Source organism: Cryptosporangium sp. NPDC051539 (assembly GCF_044454545.1).
Lineage (GTDB): Bacteria > Actinomycetota > Actinomycetes > Mycobacteriales > Cryptosporangiaceae > Cryptosporangium.
This window is the reverse complement of the sequence record NZ_JBITDV010000014.1, coordinates 16,294-32,787: the sequence shown is the minus strand read 5'-3', so window position 1 is coordinate 32,787 and position 16,494 is coordinate 16,294. Positions and strand designations below refer to the sequence as shown.

Genomic DNA, 16,494 nt, shown 5'->3' with positions numbered 1-16,494 from the left:
GCACGGTCATCGGGCCGGGCTGCGGACGGGCACGGTCATGGGGGCAGGGCTGCGGACGGGCACGGTCATGGGGGCAGGGCTGCGGACGAGGGTGGCCAGGACCAGCTGCACCAAAGGCAGCGGGGCGCCGGCCCGACGGGGTTGTGGTCACGGATCGTCGCCCCCGCTGTGCCGACCACCACCGCTGATCAACAACAAATCGTTCCTACGACCGCCGGTGGTAGGAACGATTGGCTGCTGTGCACGAACTGGGCACTGGCGGGGCTCCAGAGCGGAGGCTTACGGCGAGCGGTGCCACCGGGCGGCGAGGGGCCGCGGCAGTGGGGAGCCGGGCCACCGGGCCACCGATCACCGCGGCCACCCGGGAGCAGGACCGCAATGGACGGGGCGGCCAGGTCACAGCTTTGAGCGGGCCGCCGGGGAGGCCGCCGAGCCCGTGGTCACCCGGTCACCGAGCGCTGGCCGCCGAGCCGCGAGAGAGCGGGCCCGCGAGGCCAGAAGCGCAACAGAGAGAGCGCCGGCCCATTAGGGCAGCAAGGAGGCGACGCCACAAGCGCGCCAGGGAACGGACAGCCGCGCGGCCAGCCCCCGCTCAGCCGTGGCCCCGGCCGCAGCTCCACGAGTGTCGGCAGGCCACGCCGCCAACCCGCTACGGCGCTACGGCGCTACGGCGCTACGGCGCTACGGCGCTACGGCGCTACGGCGCTACGGCGCTACGGATGAGGACTAACCGGCGGGAGAGGGCGAGGCATGCGGACTGCCGGGGAGGGTGCAACGGACCGCGCGACCGTGGGGCGGCGGGAACAGGCGGCGAACGGCTAGGTCACAGGACCTCGGCGCGGAGAAGCGAAGCCCCAAGCCCGCGAGGAACCGGAGCCCCCGACCAACGGCGGCCCTTCCAGACCGCTGACCCCCGGCCGCCGGGACGACGCAGTGGGCTACCGGCCCACCCGACCACCGAGCCACCCGACCACCGAGCGCCCAACCGACCGAGCCACCCAACCGACCGAGCCACCCAACCGACCGAGCCACCCAACCGACCGAGCCACCCAACCGACCGAGCCACCCAACCGACCGAACACCCAACCGACCGAACACCCAACCGACCGAGCGCCCAACCGACCGGACAACTGAGGCCAACGGGGCGCCCCGCCGCGAAGGCGATCGGCTGGGCGCAGAAAGCCGACGGCCAGGGCCGGTCGGGCCGGCCGTCAGGGGGAGCAAGACCGCGCCGGCGTCGTGGGTTACCCGACGGCGGCCTGGGCGGCTTCGGCCTTGGCGGCGATGTCGGCCCGGTACTGAGCCCCGTCGAAGTGGATCCGGTGCAGCTTCTCGTACGCCTCACGGCGGGCGGCGGCCAGGTCGACACCCGTCCCGGTGACCGACAGGACCCGGCCACCGCTGGTCACCAAGTCGCCGCCCTCGTCGCGGGCGGTGGCCGCGTGCAGGACGCCCGGCTGGTCGGCTCCGGTGATCACGTCGCCGCTGCGGGAACCGGACGGGTAGCCGGCCGACGCCATCACGACGGTGACGGCGGCGCCGTCTCGCCAGGCCAGCGGGGGGTGCGACGCGAGCTTGCCGGTGGCCGCCGCGAACAGCAGCCCAGCCAGCGGCGTCTCCAGCATCGCCAGGACGACCTGGGTCTCGGGGTCGCCGAACCGGGCGTTGAACTCGATCACCCTCGGACCCCGCGAGGTGATGGCCAACCCCACGTAGAGGACGCCCACGAACGGCGTCCCCCGGCTCGCCAAGTCGTTGAGCGTCGGCGTGACGACGTCGCGCATCACCTCGTCGACGCAGGCTTCGGGCAGCCAGCCGAGCGGGGTGTAAGCGCCCATGCCGCCGGTGTTGGGACCGGTGTCGCCGTCGCCGATCCGCTTGAAGTCTTGCGCGGGCAGCAGCGGGAGCGCGGTCGTGCCGTCGGCGACGACGAACAGCGACACCTCGGGGCCGTCGAGGAACTCTTCGATCACGACGCGGCCGCAGTCTTGCGCGTGCGCTAGCGCCGCCGCCTTGTCGTCGGTGACGACCACGCCTTTGCCCGCCGCCAGCCCGTCGGCCTTCACCACGTACGGGGGGCCGAAGAGGTCGAGCGCGGCCGCTACCTGCGACGCGTCGTCGCAGGTGCGGGACTCGGCGGTCGGGACGCGGGCCGCGCTCATGACGGCCTTCGCGAACGACTTCGACCCCTCGATGCGGGCCGCGGCGGCGTCCGGGCCGAACACCGGGATGCCTTCTTCGCGCACCATGTCGGCGACGCCGGCCATCAGGGGCGCCTCCGGGCCGATGACGACCAGCTCGGCGTCGACCTGCCGGGCCAGGGCGGCCACCGCGTAGGGATCGGTCGCCTTGACCGGCTCGATCTGGGCGACGGCGGCGATGCCGGCGTTGCCGGGAGCGCACACGAGACGCTCGACAGCAGGGTCAGCTGCCAGTGCCACGCACAGGGCGTGTTCGCGGGCACCGGATCCGATAACGAGGACGCGCACGCGACGAGCCTACTGACGCCCCCGTCCGACCGGTGCCCCGCCCGCCCAGCCTGTGGACAACTACCCGACGTGCACCCCGTCCCCTCGGTTCGTCCGGCTCAGGCGAAGCGGGGATCCAGGCTCACGCATAACCCCCGAACGCGCGGTCCGCTGCTCGAACCGGGCGCACCACCCGCCATCCCGTGCGACGCCCGGCCCGCCAAAGAGCTCGGGGCGCCCGCCCGTCCGGCATCGGACAACCGGGCCGCCGAGCGGGGCCCGAACGGGGCTCTCCGGCCGGCCAGCCGGGTCAGCATCGCGCGATGGGCCGCCACCCCGAACCGCATCCGCGGCCGCCACGCCGACTCACCCGGAGCGGCCCGGGCCGCGAACCAGGCCTGGGCCTCCGCGCTCCGACCGAGCCGCCAGCCGCCGAGGGCCAGCATCGGAATCGTCAGCAGGTCGGCCAGCGTCAGGCCGTGGTCGCTGTCCATCGTCCACAGGACGTGGCCTTCCATCGCCCCGTTCCCGAGCACCCAGACCACGGCCAGCGCCACCAGCGCCGACGCACACCGGCAGCTACCGCGTGCCGCGCCGATCGCAGTTCCGAAGGACAGCGCGAGCACACACAGCGGTAGAGACACCTTTTGAGTAGATCATGCCCTTTGCGCCCAAACTGCACCGGTTCATTAATGCGTCGTTACCGCGGGGTGTACTGACGAGGACGCGAGGAGCGCTTCCTCAGCCACGACGCTTCGGGCGGAACGACTCGGCCGCGGCCACGCGGGGCCGGCCGCGAACGCGACCGGCCCCGACCGTGCAGGCGTAGAGAAAAAATCAGACGTGGTGACGGTCGAGGAGCGTGAAGACCTCGTCGAGCACCGCGAGACCTTCCTTGACCTCGCCCTCGCTGATCGTGCACGGCGGCACGACGTGCATCCGGTTCATGTTCACGAACGGGATCAGGCCGCGCTTCTTCGTCTCGGCCAGCAGCTCCGCCATCGGGGCGTTGTCGGCGCCGGCGGCGTTGTACGGAACCAACGGCTCCCGGGTCGAGGAGTCGCGGACCAGGTCCAGCGCCCAGAAGACGCCGAGCCCGCGGACCTCGCCGATGACCGGGTGACGCTCGGCCAGCTCCCGCAGCCCGGGCCCGATCACGTCCTCGCCGATCTGCGCGGCGTGCTCGACGATGCCCTCGTCGGCCATCGCGTTGATCGTCGCGACCGCGGCCGCGCAGGCCAGCGGGTGCCCGGAGTAGGTCAGCCCGCCGGGGAACGGACGCTCGGCGAACGTGGCGGCGATCTCGTCGGAGATGATGACGCCACCCAGCGGGACGTATCCCGAGTTCACGCCCTTCGCGAACGTGATCAGGTCGGGGGCGACACCCCAGTGGTCGACCGCGAACCACTCACCCGCACGCCCGAAGCCGGCCATCACCTCGTCGGCCACGAACACGATGCCGTACCGGTCGCACAGCTCCCGGACCCCGGCCAGGTAGGAACCCGGCGGCACCAGGATGCCGGCCGTGCCCGGGATCGTCTCCAGCACGATCGCCGCGATCGTCGCCGGTCCCTCGAGCTGGATCGTGGCTTCCAGGTGCTGCAGCGCGCGGACGCCCTCTTCTTCCTCGGAGGAACTCCAGAACGGCGACCGGTAGGTGTACGGCCCGAAGAAGTGGTGGACGTCGGTCGCGATTCCGTCGTTGGCCCACCGCCGGGGGTCGCCGGTCATCTGCATCGCGGTGGCGGTGTTGCCGTGGTAGCTGCGGTAGGTCGTGAGGACCTTCCGGCGGCCGGTGTGCAGGCGGGCCATCCGGACCGCGTTCTCGTTCGCGTCCGCGCCGCCGTTGGTGAAGAAGACCTTGTTCAGGCCTTCCGGCGCGCGTTCGACGATCAACCGCGCCGCTTCGCTCCGGACGTCGTTCGCGAACGCCGGTGCCACGGTGCAGAGGCGGGCGGCCTGCTCCTGGATCGCCGCGACGACCTTCGGGTGCTGGTGACCGATGTTCGTGAACACCAGTTGCGAGGTGAAGTCGAGGTAGCGGGTGCCCTCCTCGTCCCAGACGTAGGAGCCCTTCGCGCCGTCGATCACCATCGGCTTGATCAGCGACTGCGCCGACCAGGAGTGGAAGACGTGGGCGCGGTCCAGCTCAGAGGTGCGAGACATCTGGAGGGCTCCTTACTTGTTCTGGGGGAAACCGAGGTCGACGCCCCGGTGCGACGGGTCTGGCCACCGGGTCGTGACCACCTTGCCCCGGGTCCAGAACCGGACGCCCTCCGCCCCGTACATGTGGACGTCGCCGAAGAGCGAGTTGCGCCAGCCCCCGAAAGAGTAGGTGGCGACGGGGACCGGGATCGGGACGTTGATGCCGACCATGCCGACCTCGACGTCGAGGCCGAACTGGCGGGCGACGCCGCCGTCGCAGGTGAACAGGGCGACGCCGTTGGCGTAGGGGTTGCTGTTGACGAGCTCCAGCGCCTCGTCGTAGGTCTCCGCGCGGACGACGCTGAGCACCGGGCCGAAGATCTCGTCGGTGTAGATCGTCTGGTCCTTCCGCACGTGGTCGAAGAGCGTCGGGCCGACCCAGTAGCCGTCACCCTCGACCTCGACGGTGCGGCCGTCGGCGACCAGCGTCGCTCCGGCGGCCTCGCCGGCGTCGATGTAGCCGCGCACCTTGTCGCGGTGCTGGGCGGTGACGAGTGGCCCCATCTCGGCGCCCTCGGAGTCGCCCGGGGCCACCGTCACCGCCGGGATGCGCTCGGCGATCTTGCTCACGAGCTCGTCTCCGACCGCACCGACGGCCACGACCACCGAGATCGCCATGCACCGCTCGCCGGCCGCGCCGTAGCCCGCGGACACGGCCGCGTCGGCGGCCAGGTCGAGGTCGGCGTCGGGCAGCACGACCATGTGGTTCTTCGCCCCGCCGAGGGCCTGCACCCGCTTGCCGTGGGCGGTGGCGGTCTCGTGGATGTACTTCGCGATCGGGGTGGACCCCACGAAGCTCACCGCGGCGACGTCCGCGTGGGTGAGGAGCCCGTCGACGGCGACCTTGTCGCCGTGCAGCACGTTGAACACCCCGTCCGGCAGTCCGGCCTCGGCCCACAGCTCCGCCAGGCGGACGCCGGCCGAGGGGTCCTTCTCGCTGGGCTTGAGGATGAACGCGTTACCGGCGGCGATCGCGATCGGCGCCATCCACAGCGGCACCATGATCGGGAAGTTGAACGGCGTGATGCCGGCGACGACCCCGAGCGGCTGGCGCACCGAGAACGAATCCACGCCGGTCGAAACGTTCGCGCTCTGGTCGCCCTTGATGTGCTCGCCGATGCCGCACGCGAACTCGACGATCTCCAGGCCCCGGGCGACCTCGCCCTTGGCGTCCGGAACGGTCTTGCCGTGCTCGCGGCTGATGATCCGGGCCAGCTCGTCGGTGTGGCGGTCGAGCAGTTCGCGGAACGCGAACAGAATGCGGGTGCGCTGGGCGAGGCTGGACTTCTTCCAGCTCCGGAAGGCTTCCTTCGCGGTGCTGACCGCGGTGTCGACGTCCGCGCTGGTCGCGAACGGCACGGTCGCGATCTGCGAGCCGGTACTCGGGTCGAACACCGGCCCGCCCTCGGATGAGCCTTCGATGGGCTTGCCGCCGATGAAGTGCGGGACGGTGCGCATTGGCTGCCTCCTTGATTGGTCTAGTAGCTACCGTGACCCGAATCTGGACCAGTCACAAGGTCCAGTTCATTCAGTTGTAATGAGTCCAGTTGTCGGTGAAGCCGACGACGGCCCCGCGTCGCCAGTACGCATCCGTCACGATCCCGGCGTGCGACGCTGGGCGACGTGTGGGATCTCGACCGGAGCAGTGGCGTGCCGCTCTACCGCCAGCTGCGGGCGGCCCTGGAGCAGGAGATCCTGGCCGGGCGGCTCGGCTCCGAGGGCCGGTTGCCGTCGTCCCGCGAACTGGCCGTGACACTCGGCGTCTCCCGCAACACCGTCGTCACCGCCTACCAGGAACTGATCGCCGAGGGGTACGTGACCCCGCTGCCCCGGTCGGGTCTGGCGGTCAATGCCGAACTGCGTCCGGCCGCCCCGCCCGCCGCGGATCGTTTCGACTGGGACGCCCGGCTCGCACCGGTCGTGAGCGACGACCTGCCGATCTCGCACCGCCCCCGCGACTGGCAGCGGTACCGCTATCCGTTCCTGTCCGGGCAGCCCTCGGCCGACCTGTTCCCGCGACGGGCGTGGCAGCGGTGCCTGCGGGCCGCGCTGGAGGGGCCGTCGTTCTGGCCGAGCCTGTCCGATCTCGGCGACGCCGACGATCCGCTGCTGGTCGAGGCGCTGTGCCGGCACATCCTGCCGGCCCGCGGCATCGACGCCGACCCGTCACAGGTGCTGGTGACGCTGGGCTCGCAGCAAGGCCATTCGCTGATCGCGGGCGAACTGCTCGGGCCGGGGCGCCGGCTGGCCGTGGAGGACCCGGGGTATCCCGACGTCTGGCACATCGCGGTGCGGGCCGGCGCGACGCTGGTGCCGCTCGACGTGGACGGGAACGGGCTGGTGCCCACCGACGAGCTGGCCGGCTGCGACGCGGTGGCCGTCACCCCGTCGCACCAGTACCCGACGAACGTGACGCTCACGGCCGGGCGTCGGCACCAACTGCTCGACGCGTCCCAGGACCTGGTGATCATCGAGGACGACTACGACGCCGAGTTCCGCTACGCGGGCAGCCCCACCCCGGCGCTCAAGGCGCTGGACCGGCGGGGGCAGGTGATCTACCTCGGAAGCTTCTCGAAGTTCCTGGCCCCGGGGCTGCGGCTGGGTTTCCTGGTGGCCGACGCCCGGTTGGTCGCCGCCCTTCGTGAGCGGCGCCGGTTCCAGGTACGGCACGCGCCGGGGCAGCAGCAGCGGGCGTTGGCGCTGCTCATCACGTCCGGTGACTACGCGCGGGCGCTGCGTCGGGCCCGGACGATCCTGCGCGACCGCTGGCGCCGCACGGTCGCCGCGGTGGACACGTACCTGGGGTGGGGCCCCGCGTTCGGAGACACGTTCCCGGCCGGGGGGACGGCATTGTGGGTGGTGGGTCCGCCCGCGCTGAACAGCCGTGCGCTGGCCGCGGCCGCCCGCGCGCGCGGAGTCCTGATCGAGCCCAGCGACGCTTACCACCTGCGAGGACCCCGCCGCCTGAACGCCGTGAAGATCGGCTTCGCCAGCGTCCCGACCGACCGGATCGACCCCGGCATCGCCGAACTGGCCGCGGCCGCGGCGGACGCGCGCCCCCTCAGCGCCGCCCCGGGGCAGGGCGGCCCAGGCAGCGCGGGTCGGGAGCCTCGGTGACCGAGCGCGACGGCGCCAGCCAGTTCAGCATCGCCCTCTCCACCTGCCATCCGTGCACCTTCACCGCGCTGTACGGCGGATCCAGCGGATCCGGGCAGAGCACCTGCGAGATCACCGTGTCGTTCGGGACGAATTCCACCTTGCCGCTGGACTCCAGCAGCGTCGTGGAGCGGTCGTCCACCGTGATCACCTGGCCGCGCACGACCGTGACGTCGTCCTGGTCACCGATCGCGTCCGCGGACGGCGTCGCCGTCGCCTCGATCTCCACCGCCACCGCGGGCAGCACCGGCGCCTGGACGAAGATCGCCGCGACCAGGATCGGCCCGATCACCAGCCCGGCCATCGCCACCCAGTGCGTCACCAGGCGTGCGCTCGGCGCGGGCACCGGCCCGGTCAGGAACGGCAGCGCGAGCACCGGCGCGATCAGCAGGAACGCGGTCTCCGGCTCCGACGCGCCCAACGCCTGCCAGGCGGCCGGCCCGAACAGCAGCAGTCCCAGCAGACTGCACGCCACCGGCACCACCACACACGCCAGCCGGACGAGGTTCGGATGGTCCTCGTACCGCAGCCGGACGTCGAGCGCGAAGATGACGAGCACCAGCATGCCGAGCGTCGGCACGAAGCGCAGCTGCCAGGTCACGGCGGCCACCGCGAACGCCGACAGCACCACCCACCCCGGCGTCCGCCCGGCCGCCCGGGCCAGCCACGAGCGTCCGGCGTCGATCGAGCTCACCAGCAACAGCCCGCCCAGCGCGCGCCCGACCAGGATGAACACCGGCGGCGCCCAGATCAGCGTGATCAGCAGCGAACCGATCAGCCCCAGCGGGCTGACGTTCTGCACCAGCAGCAGCATCGTCTGCAGGTCCTGCCGGCTCAGGTACCAGAGCCGCAGCACGAGCAGGAGCAGCGGGAACGCCGGCAACGCGGTCAGCAGCCACTGCTGGTCACGGCCTCGGCGCCGACGGGCCGGGAGCAGTACCGGGCCGCTCACCGTTCGTCCTGCCACGGCCAGATCCGCACCTTCGGCCGCTCGACCTCCGGCTGCTTGGCCACCGCCACCTGCTGCGGCATCGAGAACGGCTGCTCCGGGCGCAGGTAGGTGTCGTACGCGTTCTCCCACCGGCGGTCGGCCGGCTCGGTGTAGGACCGGTACAGAGCCAGGTCGACCAGCGTGGCGAGCGACTTGTTCGTCCCGACGTTGATGCCGTAGAGCTCACTGCCCTCGGCCCCGATGTCGTGGATCTGGAACGCCTTGGGGTCCTGCGCCACGAACCCGGCCAGGATCGCCGCGTCGGTCGAGACCGCCTCGTACGCGCCGGACCGCAGGCCCTTCACGCACTCGCTGATCTTGTTCTTCCCGACCGGCTCGACGCCGGCCGCCTGGAGATTCTGCGCCGACGTGGTCGTGTTCAGCGTGCAGACCTTCTTGCCCGCCAGGTCGGTCAGCGCCTCCACCTTCGTGTGCGGACGCCGGGTCAGCACGGATTGCTCGGTGCGCAGATACGGCGCCGAGAACGTGACGTCCGGGTCGGCTTTCCGGGCCGGTGTGATGCTGAACGTGGCCACGACGAGGTCGACCGTGACGATCTTGTTCGTCTTGACGTCGAGGGCCTGGCGGCGGGCCCGGTCCTCGCTCTCGATCGTCAGGAAGCGCACGTCGTCCGGGGCGAAGCCGAGGTCGGCGGCGACCAGGTACGCGATCTCGACGTCGAAGCCCTTGTAGACGCCGTTGCGCCGCAAGGACATGCCCGGCTGGTCGTCCTTGACGCCGATCAGCAGCTGACGCTTGTCGAGCAGCCCGGCCCGGCGTCGCAGGTCTTGCTCGGACGGTGGCCCGATCCCCGCGACCGTCACCGCCGCGACCACCACCGCACCGACCAGCAGGACGACGACGACCGTCAGCCTCAGCAGGCGGGCGGCGACGCCCAGACCGTCGAACTTGGATAAGCTCCGCCCGCCGCTGGCCCAGCGGGGCGGCAGAGCACCGCCGCCGCCGCGAACCCACGGGCCGTTCGGCTGGGTCGGGACAGCGTTGGGCGCCTGCGTCTCCTCGTCACCAGAGCCCTCGTCCGTCATACCGCCGTTATAGCGGCACGTCGCACGAGTTGCCGACCCGGCTACACCTTCGCCACTTCTAGTAGAGACCGGCGCCCGGCCTCCGCAGGACGGCCGCGACCCCGTCGGTGAATTCGATCCTCGGCTGTTCGGGGACGTCGTCGGCCGGCGCCGCCGGCGTCGGCGTCGAACCGAGGTCGTCGTCCGTCGAACGGTCGTCGACGACGATCTCCAGCTTCCCGCCGGAGGCCGCCAGAGCCCGCACGATCGCCGCGTCGGCCCGATCCTGCTGCACCGCCGAGACGCCGAACCCCTCGAGGGTCGATGCGGAGAGTGCCAGCGCGAGCGGCTCCGGCCCGACGGCAACGGCCAAGTCTGAGCGGGGGTCGTCGACGACGATCGCCGTGTCGACCATGCCTTTCCGGAGGGCACCGAACAGCGCTTCCAAGCCCTGCGCAGCGGTGTCCCGGGCAGATCCCGCGCCGAGCCGGTCAGCACGTTCCGAAGACACCCGATCGTTCAGCAGCGCACGAACCTCGAACTCCAACCGCGACGGATCGGAGCCCGGCGCCCGGGAACCCACCTCGGTCTCCACCGCGATCTCCGAGACGTGAGGCGGCAACTCGTCGCGCAGGAGACCCCGGACACGGTGTCCTCGAACAGCGGCCGGCCGACCCCGGCGTACGCCGAGACGTCCGCGCCGGTGCGGTCGACGACGACCACGACGTACGGCAGCGGCTCCGGATACGGCGCCAGGAGCGGCATGAGGTGCGGCAGCGGCGACACCCGGGTGATCTGCCGCCGCGGCGGCTCGGGCAGCGACCGGTCGAGCAGCACTTCGCCGTGCGCGGCAACTCCACGCTGATCTCCTCCTCGGGGTGGATTTCCGTCCGGGTTCCCGAGGCCTCTGCCGACAAACGGTCAGACCAGGTCGCGCACCACCACGTTCTGCTCACGACCGGGGCCGACGCCGATCACGCTGACCTGCGTCCCGGAGAGCTCCTCCAGCCGGGTCACGTACGCCTGCGCGTTCTTCGGCAGGTCAGCGAACGTCCGGACGTCGGAGAGGTCCTCCGACCAGCCGTCCAGGTACTCGTAGATCGGCGTCGCGTGGTGGAAGTCGGTCTGCGTCATCGGCATGTCGTCCATGCGCTCGCCGTCGACTTCGTAGGCGACGCAGATCGGCACTCGGTCGAGTCCGGAGAGCACGTCGAGCTTGGTCAGGAAGATGTCGGTGAGGCCGTTGACCCGGGTCGCGTACCGCGAGATCACCGCGTCGAACCACCCGGTGCGACGGTTGCGCCCGGTGGTGACGCCGACCTCGCCGCCGATCCTGCGCAGCCGCTCGCCGTACTCGTCGAGCAGCTCGGTCGGGAACGGACCCGACCCCACCCGGGTCGTGTAGGCCTTGAGGATCCCGATCACCTTCGTGATCCGCGTCGGGCCGATCCCGCTGCCGGCGCAGGCCCCGCCCGCCGTCGGGTTCGACGACGTGACGAACGGATAAGTGCCGTGGTCGACGTCGAGCAGCGTGCCCTGCGAGCCCTCGAGCAGCACGATCTCGCCGCGCTCGAGCGCCTTGTTGAGGAGCAGCCGGGAATCGGCGATGTGGCCTTTCAGTCGTTCGGCGTAACCCAGGTACTCCTCGGCCACCGCCGCCGGGTCGATCGCCTTGCGGTTGTAGACCTTGGCCAGGATCTGGTTCTTCTCGTCCAGCACCGTGTCGAGCTTGCGGCGCAGGATGCCCGGGTCGAGCAGGTCGGCGACCCGGATGCCGATCCGGGCGAGCTTGTCGCCGTAGGCCGGGCCGATGCCCCGCCCGGTGGTGCCGATCCGCGCCTTACCGAGGTAACGCTCGGTGACCTTATCCAGCGCCCGGTGGTGCGGCATGATCAGGTGCGCGTCGGCCGAGATCTTCAGATTCGACACGTCGACGCCGCGCTCGATCAGCCCGTCCATCTCGCCGATCAGCACGGCCGGGTCGACCACGACCCCGTTGCCGATCACCGAGGTGGCCCCCGGCGTCAAGATGCCGGACGGGATCAGGTGCAGCGCGTACTTCTCCCCGTCCGGCGTGATGACGGTGTGCCCGGCGTTGTTACCGCCTTGGTAGCGGACCACCCACTGCACTTTGTCGCCGAGAAGGTCGGTGGCCTTGCCTTTCCCCTCGTCCCCCCACTGGGCGCCGACGAGCACGATCGCGGGCATACGGTCCTCCATCAACCCAGGAATGGATTACATGTAAGGCTAACCAACGTGGACGTGCTGCTTCTCGCCCCGGGTCCTGGCGTCGCCACCCGGGTACCCGTGTTGTCCTGTCGCGACGCGCTCCGCAAGGGCGCGAACGTCGAAGTCCTCGAGCTGGATTCCGACTCCGACGTCGATGCCGCGGTCAAGCGGGCCTCGGTCGACGGAGCCCGGCTGGTCGTCGCCGGTGGCGACGGACAGCTGCGCGCCGTGCTGCGCCGGATGGTCCGCCGTTCGCTGCCGCGCGGCGGTGACCGTCCGGCCGACCTGCCGAGCGACCGTACGGTCCCCGACCTCCCCGCCGTCGGCGTGCTGCCTCTGGAAGCCCAGGGGGACGCCGACCTGGCCGCGAAACTGGGGTTGCCACGCGATCCGGCGGCCGTGGCGGCGGCGGTGCTGGGTGGCGTCGACCGGCGTGTCGACCTGCTGCGCAACGACGGCGGGTCGGTGACGCTGCACGGCGCGATGCTCGGCGGCGCGGACGAACAGGGCCGCCCGGTGGCCTGGCACGCCCGGATCGACGTCGACGACGCGGTGTTGTCCGACGGCACCGAGGCGCTGCTGGCCTGCGCGATCGCGAACGCCGACGGCTACGCCTCGCTCGGTGCGCTGCCGCTCGTCGTTTCGGCGGATCCGACCGACGGCCTGCTGGAGGTCGGGCTCGCCCTGCCGACGCCCGCGCCCCGCGGCCTGCTCGGCCGCCGCCGCGCCCACGGTGAGATCGAGGTCCGGCGCGCTCGGGGGCGCGCGGTGGCGTTCACCATCCACACGGACGACGGAGTGCCGGTCACCGACGACGGTGCGGACGGCACGGTCTCGAAGAAGCGCACCTGGTGGATGGAGCGAGGCGCCTGGGGGGTGTACATCGAGTGACGAGTACACCCCGTAACCGGAATTATCCACCGTTGGGAGGTACCGGCGGTATGGATACTGGGCATACTGCGAACCGGGTCTAGTCGTACATCGATGGGGGTTGCGTTCCGTGCCGAGCACGCCAGCCGACGGCGGGGAGACCAACGGTCGTCCCTCTCAGGGGGCGCACACCGATCTGCCCGGTGAACCTTCCGCGATCGGGTGGCCCGAGCCGTCACCGAACGCGACCGAGCAGGCGGCGAACGGTACACCGGCGGCCCAGCATCTGCACTCCGGGTCCGGGTGGGTGGAGACGCCGACCGGGAGCAACGGCGTGGTGCGCATGGCCGATGCGCCCGAGGTTCCGGCGCAGCCCGGGCCGGACGCCGTGGCGTCCGGGCCACCGATGGCGCCGCCGCAGTGGCCTACGCCGGAGAGTCCGCAGTCGTCGCACGTGCCCGATCCCGGGTTGAACGCGCCGACCGTGCCGGGGCTGGCGCCGGAGGTGTCGTGGCAGCCGCCGTCGGCCCAGGGCTGGCCCGGTGCGGGGGCGCAGGCACCGGGCGCGGGGCCGCTGGGTGCGGGGCCGCTGGGTGCGGGGCCGCCGGGTGCGGCGGATCAGCAGTGGTTGCAGGGGCAGCCGGGTGCGGCGCAGGGCACGCCTCACTCGGGCGTGCCGCAATCCGGGGTGCCGCAGGCGGGGCAGCAGCAGTGGGGCGAGCAGGCGCCCCCGCAGTGGCCGGCGCCGGAGCAGCAGTGGCCCGCGCAACAGCCTCCGCAGCAGCAGTGGCCGGCTCAGGAGCAGCCGCCGATGTGGCCCGGGCAGGAAAACCCGTGGCCCGCACAGCAGCAGTGGCCTCCGCAGCAGCAGTGGCCCGCGCAGTCCGACTGGCCGGGCCAGCAGCAATGGCCGGGCCAGCAGCCGGGCCCGGCCCAGCCGGGTTTCGCGCCGCCGGGTTTCGCGCCGCCGGGTTTCGCGCCGCCGCCCCCTGGCCAACCGGGCCAGCCGGTTCCGCAGCCCGGGCCGGAACAACCGTGGCAGCAACCCGCCGCACAGCCCGGGCCGGAGCAGCAGTGGCAGCAGCCCGCCGCACAGCCGGGGCCGGAGCAGCAGTGGCAGCAGGCCGAGCCGTGGCAGCAACCCGGTGCACAGCCCGGGCCGGAGCAGCAGTGGCAGCAGGCCGGGCCCGAGCTCTGGCAGCAGCCGGGAGCTCAGCCGCCGCCCGACCAGGTATGGCACCAGCCGGGTGCGGCCGAGCCGTGGCCCCCAGCCGGCGAGCAGGCTCCGCCCGACCAGGTGTGGCAGCACGCCGCTCCGCAGCAGCCGTGGTCATCACCGGAGGGTCAGTGGCCCCCGGCCGAGCAGCAGAAGTGGACATCGCAGGAGGGCGCTGAGCAGCCGGTCTCTGGCGCTCACGCCGCGGATGCTCCGATCTCCGGCGAACCGATCAGCGCCGTCCCCACCTCCGGTCAGCCGCTCGAGCCCGATCCGCTGACCTCACCCACCTGGCCCGCCGAACCGCACCCCACCGAGCCGATTCCCCAGAGCCAGTTCGGCCCGCCTCAATCCGGCCCGCCTCAATCCGGCCCGCCGCCGGGAGCGTCCCCGGGCGCACCGGGCCCGCACGACCTGAGCCGGCCCGCGGACACGTACTCCTACCGGCCGGCGCCCGACCCTGCGCCCGACCCCGCGGCCGAGCGTCCGCCGAACGAAGCCCCACCGACGCAGCCGGAGTGGCGGACCAATCCGGCCGCGCCGACGTTCGACCGGTCGACCGCGCCGCCGACGGCGGAGGAGTTCGCCGCTAGGCGGGCGCACCGGCCACGGCCGCCGGAGCCGACGATGGGCATGCCGGCGCTGATCCGGCGGGTGACGTTCGGGACAGTGAGCCCGCAGCTCTCGAAGCGGGAGATCGACTACCGGGACGCGGTGGCGAAGGTCCGGCGGAACTTCGGCGGGCTGCGCCAGGTGACGGTCGTGAACCCGAAGGGCGGCGCGGGCAAGACCGTCGCGGTGCTGATGACCGCGATGACGTTCGGTCAGAACCGGGGCGGCTACGTCCTGGCCTGGGACAACAACGAGACCCAGGGCACGCTGGGCATGCGTTCGCAGCAGGACTACCACGTGCACACGGTCCGGGACGTCCTCCGTGCCCTGCCGAGCTTCCAGCAGACCAGCGGCAAGGTCGGCGACCTGACGCCGTTCGTCCGATCGCAGGGCGAGGCGATGTTCGACGTGCTCGCGTCGGACGAGTCGGCGACCGCCGGTGAGATGCTCACCGCGGACGCGTTCAAGAACATCCGCGAGATCGTGGCCCGGTTCTACAAGCTGATCGTCGTCGACACCGGCAACAACGTCCGGGCCGCGAACTGGCAGGCCGCGATCGACGCGACCGACCAGCTCGTCATCACGATGTCGGCCCGTGGCGACTCGGCCGAGACCGCCGCGCGGATGCTCGACCACCTCGACCAAACCGGCCGGCACGAACTCGTGCGCCGGGCGGTCACCGTCGTGGCGATGGCGGCCAGCCGGAAGGACGTCGACCTGGAGGCGATCCAGCGGCACTTCGCCGCGCGGACCCGGGCCGTGCTGCTCGCGCCGTACGAGAAGCTGCTCGACTCGGGCGAGCCGATCCGGTACGGCGAGCTGTCGTCCCGGAGCCGGAACGCCTGGCTACGAATCGCCGCTGCCATCGCCGAGGGCCTCTGAGGCTTTCGCTTTCAATCCGGTGAGCAGCACGTCGAGCCCGAACGCGAACCGCTCCTCCCCGCCTCCGGTGGTGAGCGTGCCGGCCAGTTCGACCACGTTCGGGAACCGCTCGTGCGGCAACGAGGCGAAGTACTGGCTCAAGCTCTCGAAGTACTTGATCGTGCCGTTCTCGTCGCCGAACGTGGCCGAGTACAGGCTGCCCTCGTAGGCGTCCGTGGTGATGTAGTCGAACAGCAGCGGACCGGCCCAGGCCACGAGCTGGTCGGGCAGGCCGAGCCGACGGAGCATGCCGTAGACGTGGTCGGCCAGCCGGATCGCGTTCGGGCCGGTCGGAACTCGGCCCCAGAGCGCCTTGGCCGCGTCGCGGTGGGCCCCGAGCGCGTCGCGGGTCACGTAGGCGATCCGGACGAAGTCCTCCCGCCAGTCGCCGGTCGGCGCCGGGATCTCCACGTCGGAGAGAATCCGCTCGATGACGGCGTCGACGAGCTCCTCTTTGTTCTGGACGTGTGCGTAGAGCGAGGCCGCGCCGGTACCGAGCTGCTGGGCGACCCGGCGCATGCTCATCGCGTCGACGCCCTCAGCGTCCAGTACGGCCAGCGCCGCGTCGACGATTTGGTCGTAGTCGAGCGGACGCCGCGCGGGCGCGGCCCTCCTCCGCTCCCGTTTCCGGTCACGCCAGGGCGGAGACGGCATATCGCTCAACTAGTCCTCCTCGACCGCACGTCGAACACTGTACTTGACACGAACGGCGTTCGATCGTAAGACGGTGTTCGTGCGGGCGGAACGCCGTTCGTCAATCGAACATCGTTCGCCTTGGAGGCACCTCATGGCATCCGACAC

The 16,494-nt window shown here is 71.7% G+C and carries 13 protein-coding genes; 4 read left to right on the top strand and 9 right to left on the bottom strand.

The genetic code is table 11. From position 1 onward, the window contains the following. Positions 1 to 1,244 precede the first annotated feature (1,244 nt). The 4 genes from purD to ACIBZJ_RS35320 all read right to left on the bottom strand — a co-directional run bounded on the left by purD (position 1,245) and on the right by ACIBZJ_RS35320 (position 6,131). Positions 1,245 to 2,489 carry a phosphoribosylamine--glycine ligase gene (purD, locus tag ACIBZJ_RS35335; protein WP_395937578.1) on the bottom strand — a complete coding sequence of 415 codons (1,245 nt, stop codon included), beginning with the start codon at positions 2,487 to 2,489 and terminating at the stop codon, positions 1,245 to 1,247. Between the two features lie 98 nt (positions 2,490 to 2,587). Beyond that, the gene (locus ACIBZJ_RS35330; RefSeq protein WP_395937576.1) at positions 2,588 to 3,112 is read right to left on the bottom strand and encodes a hypothetical protein; all 525 of its coding nucleotides are present in this window, start codon (positions 3,110 to 3,112) and stop codon (positions 2,588 to 2,590) included. 193 nt (positions 3,113 to 3,305) lie between these two features. Next, positions 3,306 to 4,634, bottom strand: coding sequence for an aspartate aminotransferase family protein (locus ACIBZJ_RS35325; protein WP_395937574.1), 1,329 nt, complete (start codon positions 4,632 to 4,634; stop codon positions 3,306 to 3,308). A 12-nt stretch (positions 4,635 to 4,646) separates the two neighbouring features. Further along, positions 4,647 to 6,131: a CoA-acylating methylmalonate-semialdehyde dehydrogenase gene (locus ACIBZJ_RS35320; protein ID WP_395937572.1), complete on the bottom strand. Its 1,485-nt coding sequence runs from the start codon at positions 6,129 to 6,131 to the stop codon at positions 4,647 to 4,649. Positions 6,132 to 6,296: 165 nt separating this feature from the next. Between ACIBZJ_RS35320 and ACIBZJ_RS35315 the strand changes: the two genes are divergently transcribed. After that, the gene (locus ACIBZJ_RS35315; RefSeq protein WP_395937570.1) at positions 6,297 to 7,790 is read left to right on the top strand and encodes a PLP-dependent aminotransferase family protein; all 1,494 of its coding nucleotides are present in this window, start codon (positions 6,297 to 6,299) and stop codon (positions 7,788 to 7,790) included. Here ACIBZJ_RS35315 and ACIBZJ_RS35310 read toward each other — a convergent pair. From ACIBZJ_RS35310 to ACIBZJ_RS35300, 3 genes are read right to left on the bottom strand one after another with little or no spacing between them, the layout of a single operon-like run. Next, positions 7,735 to 8,781 carry a hypothetical protein gene (locus tag ACIBZJ_RS35310; RefSeq protein WP_395937568.1) on the bottom strand — a complete coding sequence of 349 codons (1,047 nt, stop codon included), beginning with the start codon at positions 8,779 to 8,781 and terminating at the stop codon, positions 7,735 to 7,737. The genes ACIBZJ_RS35315 and ACIBZJ_RS35310 overlap by 56 nt on opposite strands. Next, on the bottom strand, positions 8,778 to 9,866 hold the full coding sequence (locus tag ACIBZJ_RS35305) for a transporter substrate-binding domain-containing protein (protein ID WP_395937566.1): 1,089 nt from the start codon (positions 9,864 to 9,866) through the stop codon (positions 8,778 to 8,780). The genes ACIBZJ_RS35310 and ACIBZJ_RS35305 overlap by 4 nt, the downstream gene beginning before the upstream one ends. A 58-nt stretch (positions 9,867 to 9,924) precedes the next feature. Continuing rightward, on the bottom strand, positions 9,925 to 10,440 hold the full coding sequence (locus ACIBZJ_RS35300) for a hypothetical protein (RefSeq protein WP_395937564.1): 516 nt from the start codon (positions 10,438 to 10,440) through the stop codon (positions 9,925 to 9,927). Positions 10,441 to 10,455: 15 nt separating this feature from the next. On the opposite strand from ACIBZJ_RS35300, the gene ACIBZJ_RS35295 reads away from it, so the two are divergent. Beyond that, the gene (locus ACIBZJ_RS35295; protein ID WP_395937562.1) at positions 10,456 to 10,710 is read left to right on the top strand and encodes a hypothetical protein; all 255 of its coding nucleotides are present in this window, start codon (positions 10,456 to 10,458) and stop codon (positions 10,708 to 10,710) included. A 56-nt stretch (positions 10,711 to 10,766) separates the two neighbouring features. Here the strand turns inward: ACIBZJ_RS35295 and ACIBZJ_RS35290 are convergent, their stop codons facing one another. Continuing rightward, positions 10,767 to 12,053 (bottom strand): adenylosuccinate synthase, encoded by a 1,287-nt coding sequence (locus tag ACIBZJ_RS35290; RefSeq protein ID WP_395937560.1) that lies wholly within the window; start codon positions 12,051 to 12,053, stop codon positions 10,767 to 10,769. A gap of 48 nt (positions 12,054 to 12,101) precedes the next feature. Between ACIBZJ_RS35290 and ACIBZJ_RS35285 the strand changes: the two genes are divergently transcribed. Both ACIBZJ_RS35285 and ACIBZJ_RS35280 read left to right on the top strand, forming a co-directional pair. Then, positions 12,102 to 12,965 carry a diacylglycerol/lipid kinase family protein gene (locus ACIBZJ_RS35285; RefSeq protein WP_395937558.1) on the top strand — a complete coding sequence of 288 codons (864 nt, stop codon included), beginning with the start codon at positions 12,102 to 12,104 and terminating at the stop codon, positions 12,963 to 12,965. 790 nt (positions 12,966 to 13,755) lie between these two features. After that, positions 13,756 to 15,654, top strand: coding sequence for a chromosome partitioning protein (locus tag ACIBZJ_RS35280; RefSeq protein WP_395938130.1), 1,899 nt, complete (start codon positions 13,756 to 13,758; stop codon positions 15,652 to 15,654). Here ACIBZJ_RS35280 and ACIBZJ_RS35275 read toward each other — a convergent pair. Next, on the bottom strand, positions 15,619 to 16,347 hold the full coding sequence (locus ACIBZJ_RS35275) for a TetR/AcrR family transcriptional regulator C-terminal domain-containing protein (RefSeq protein ID WP_395938128.1): 729 nt from the start codon (positions 16,345 to 16,347) through the stop codon (positions 15,619 to 15,621). The genes ACIBZJ_RS35280 and ACIBZJ_RS35275 overlap by 36 nt on opposite strands. Between the last annotated feature and the right edge of the window lie 147 nt (positions 16,348 to 16,494).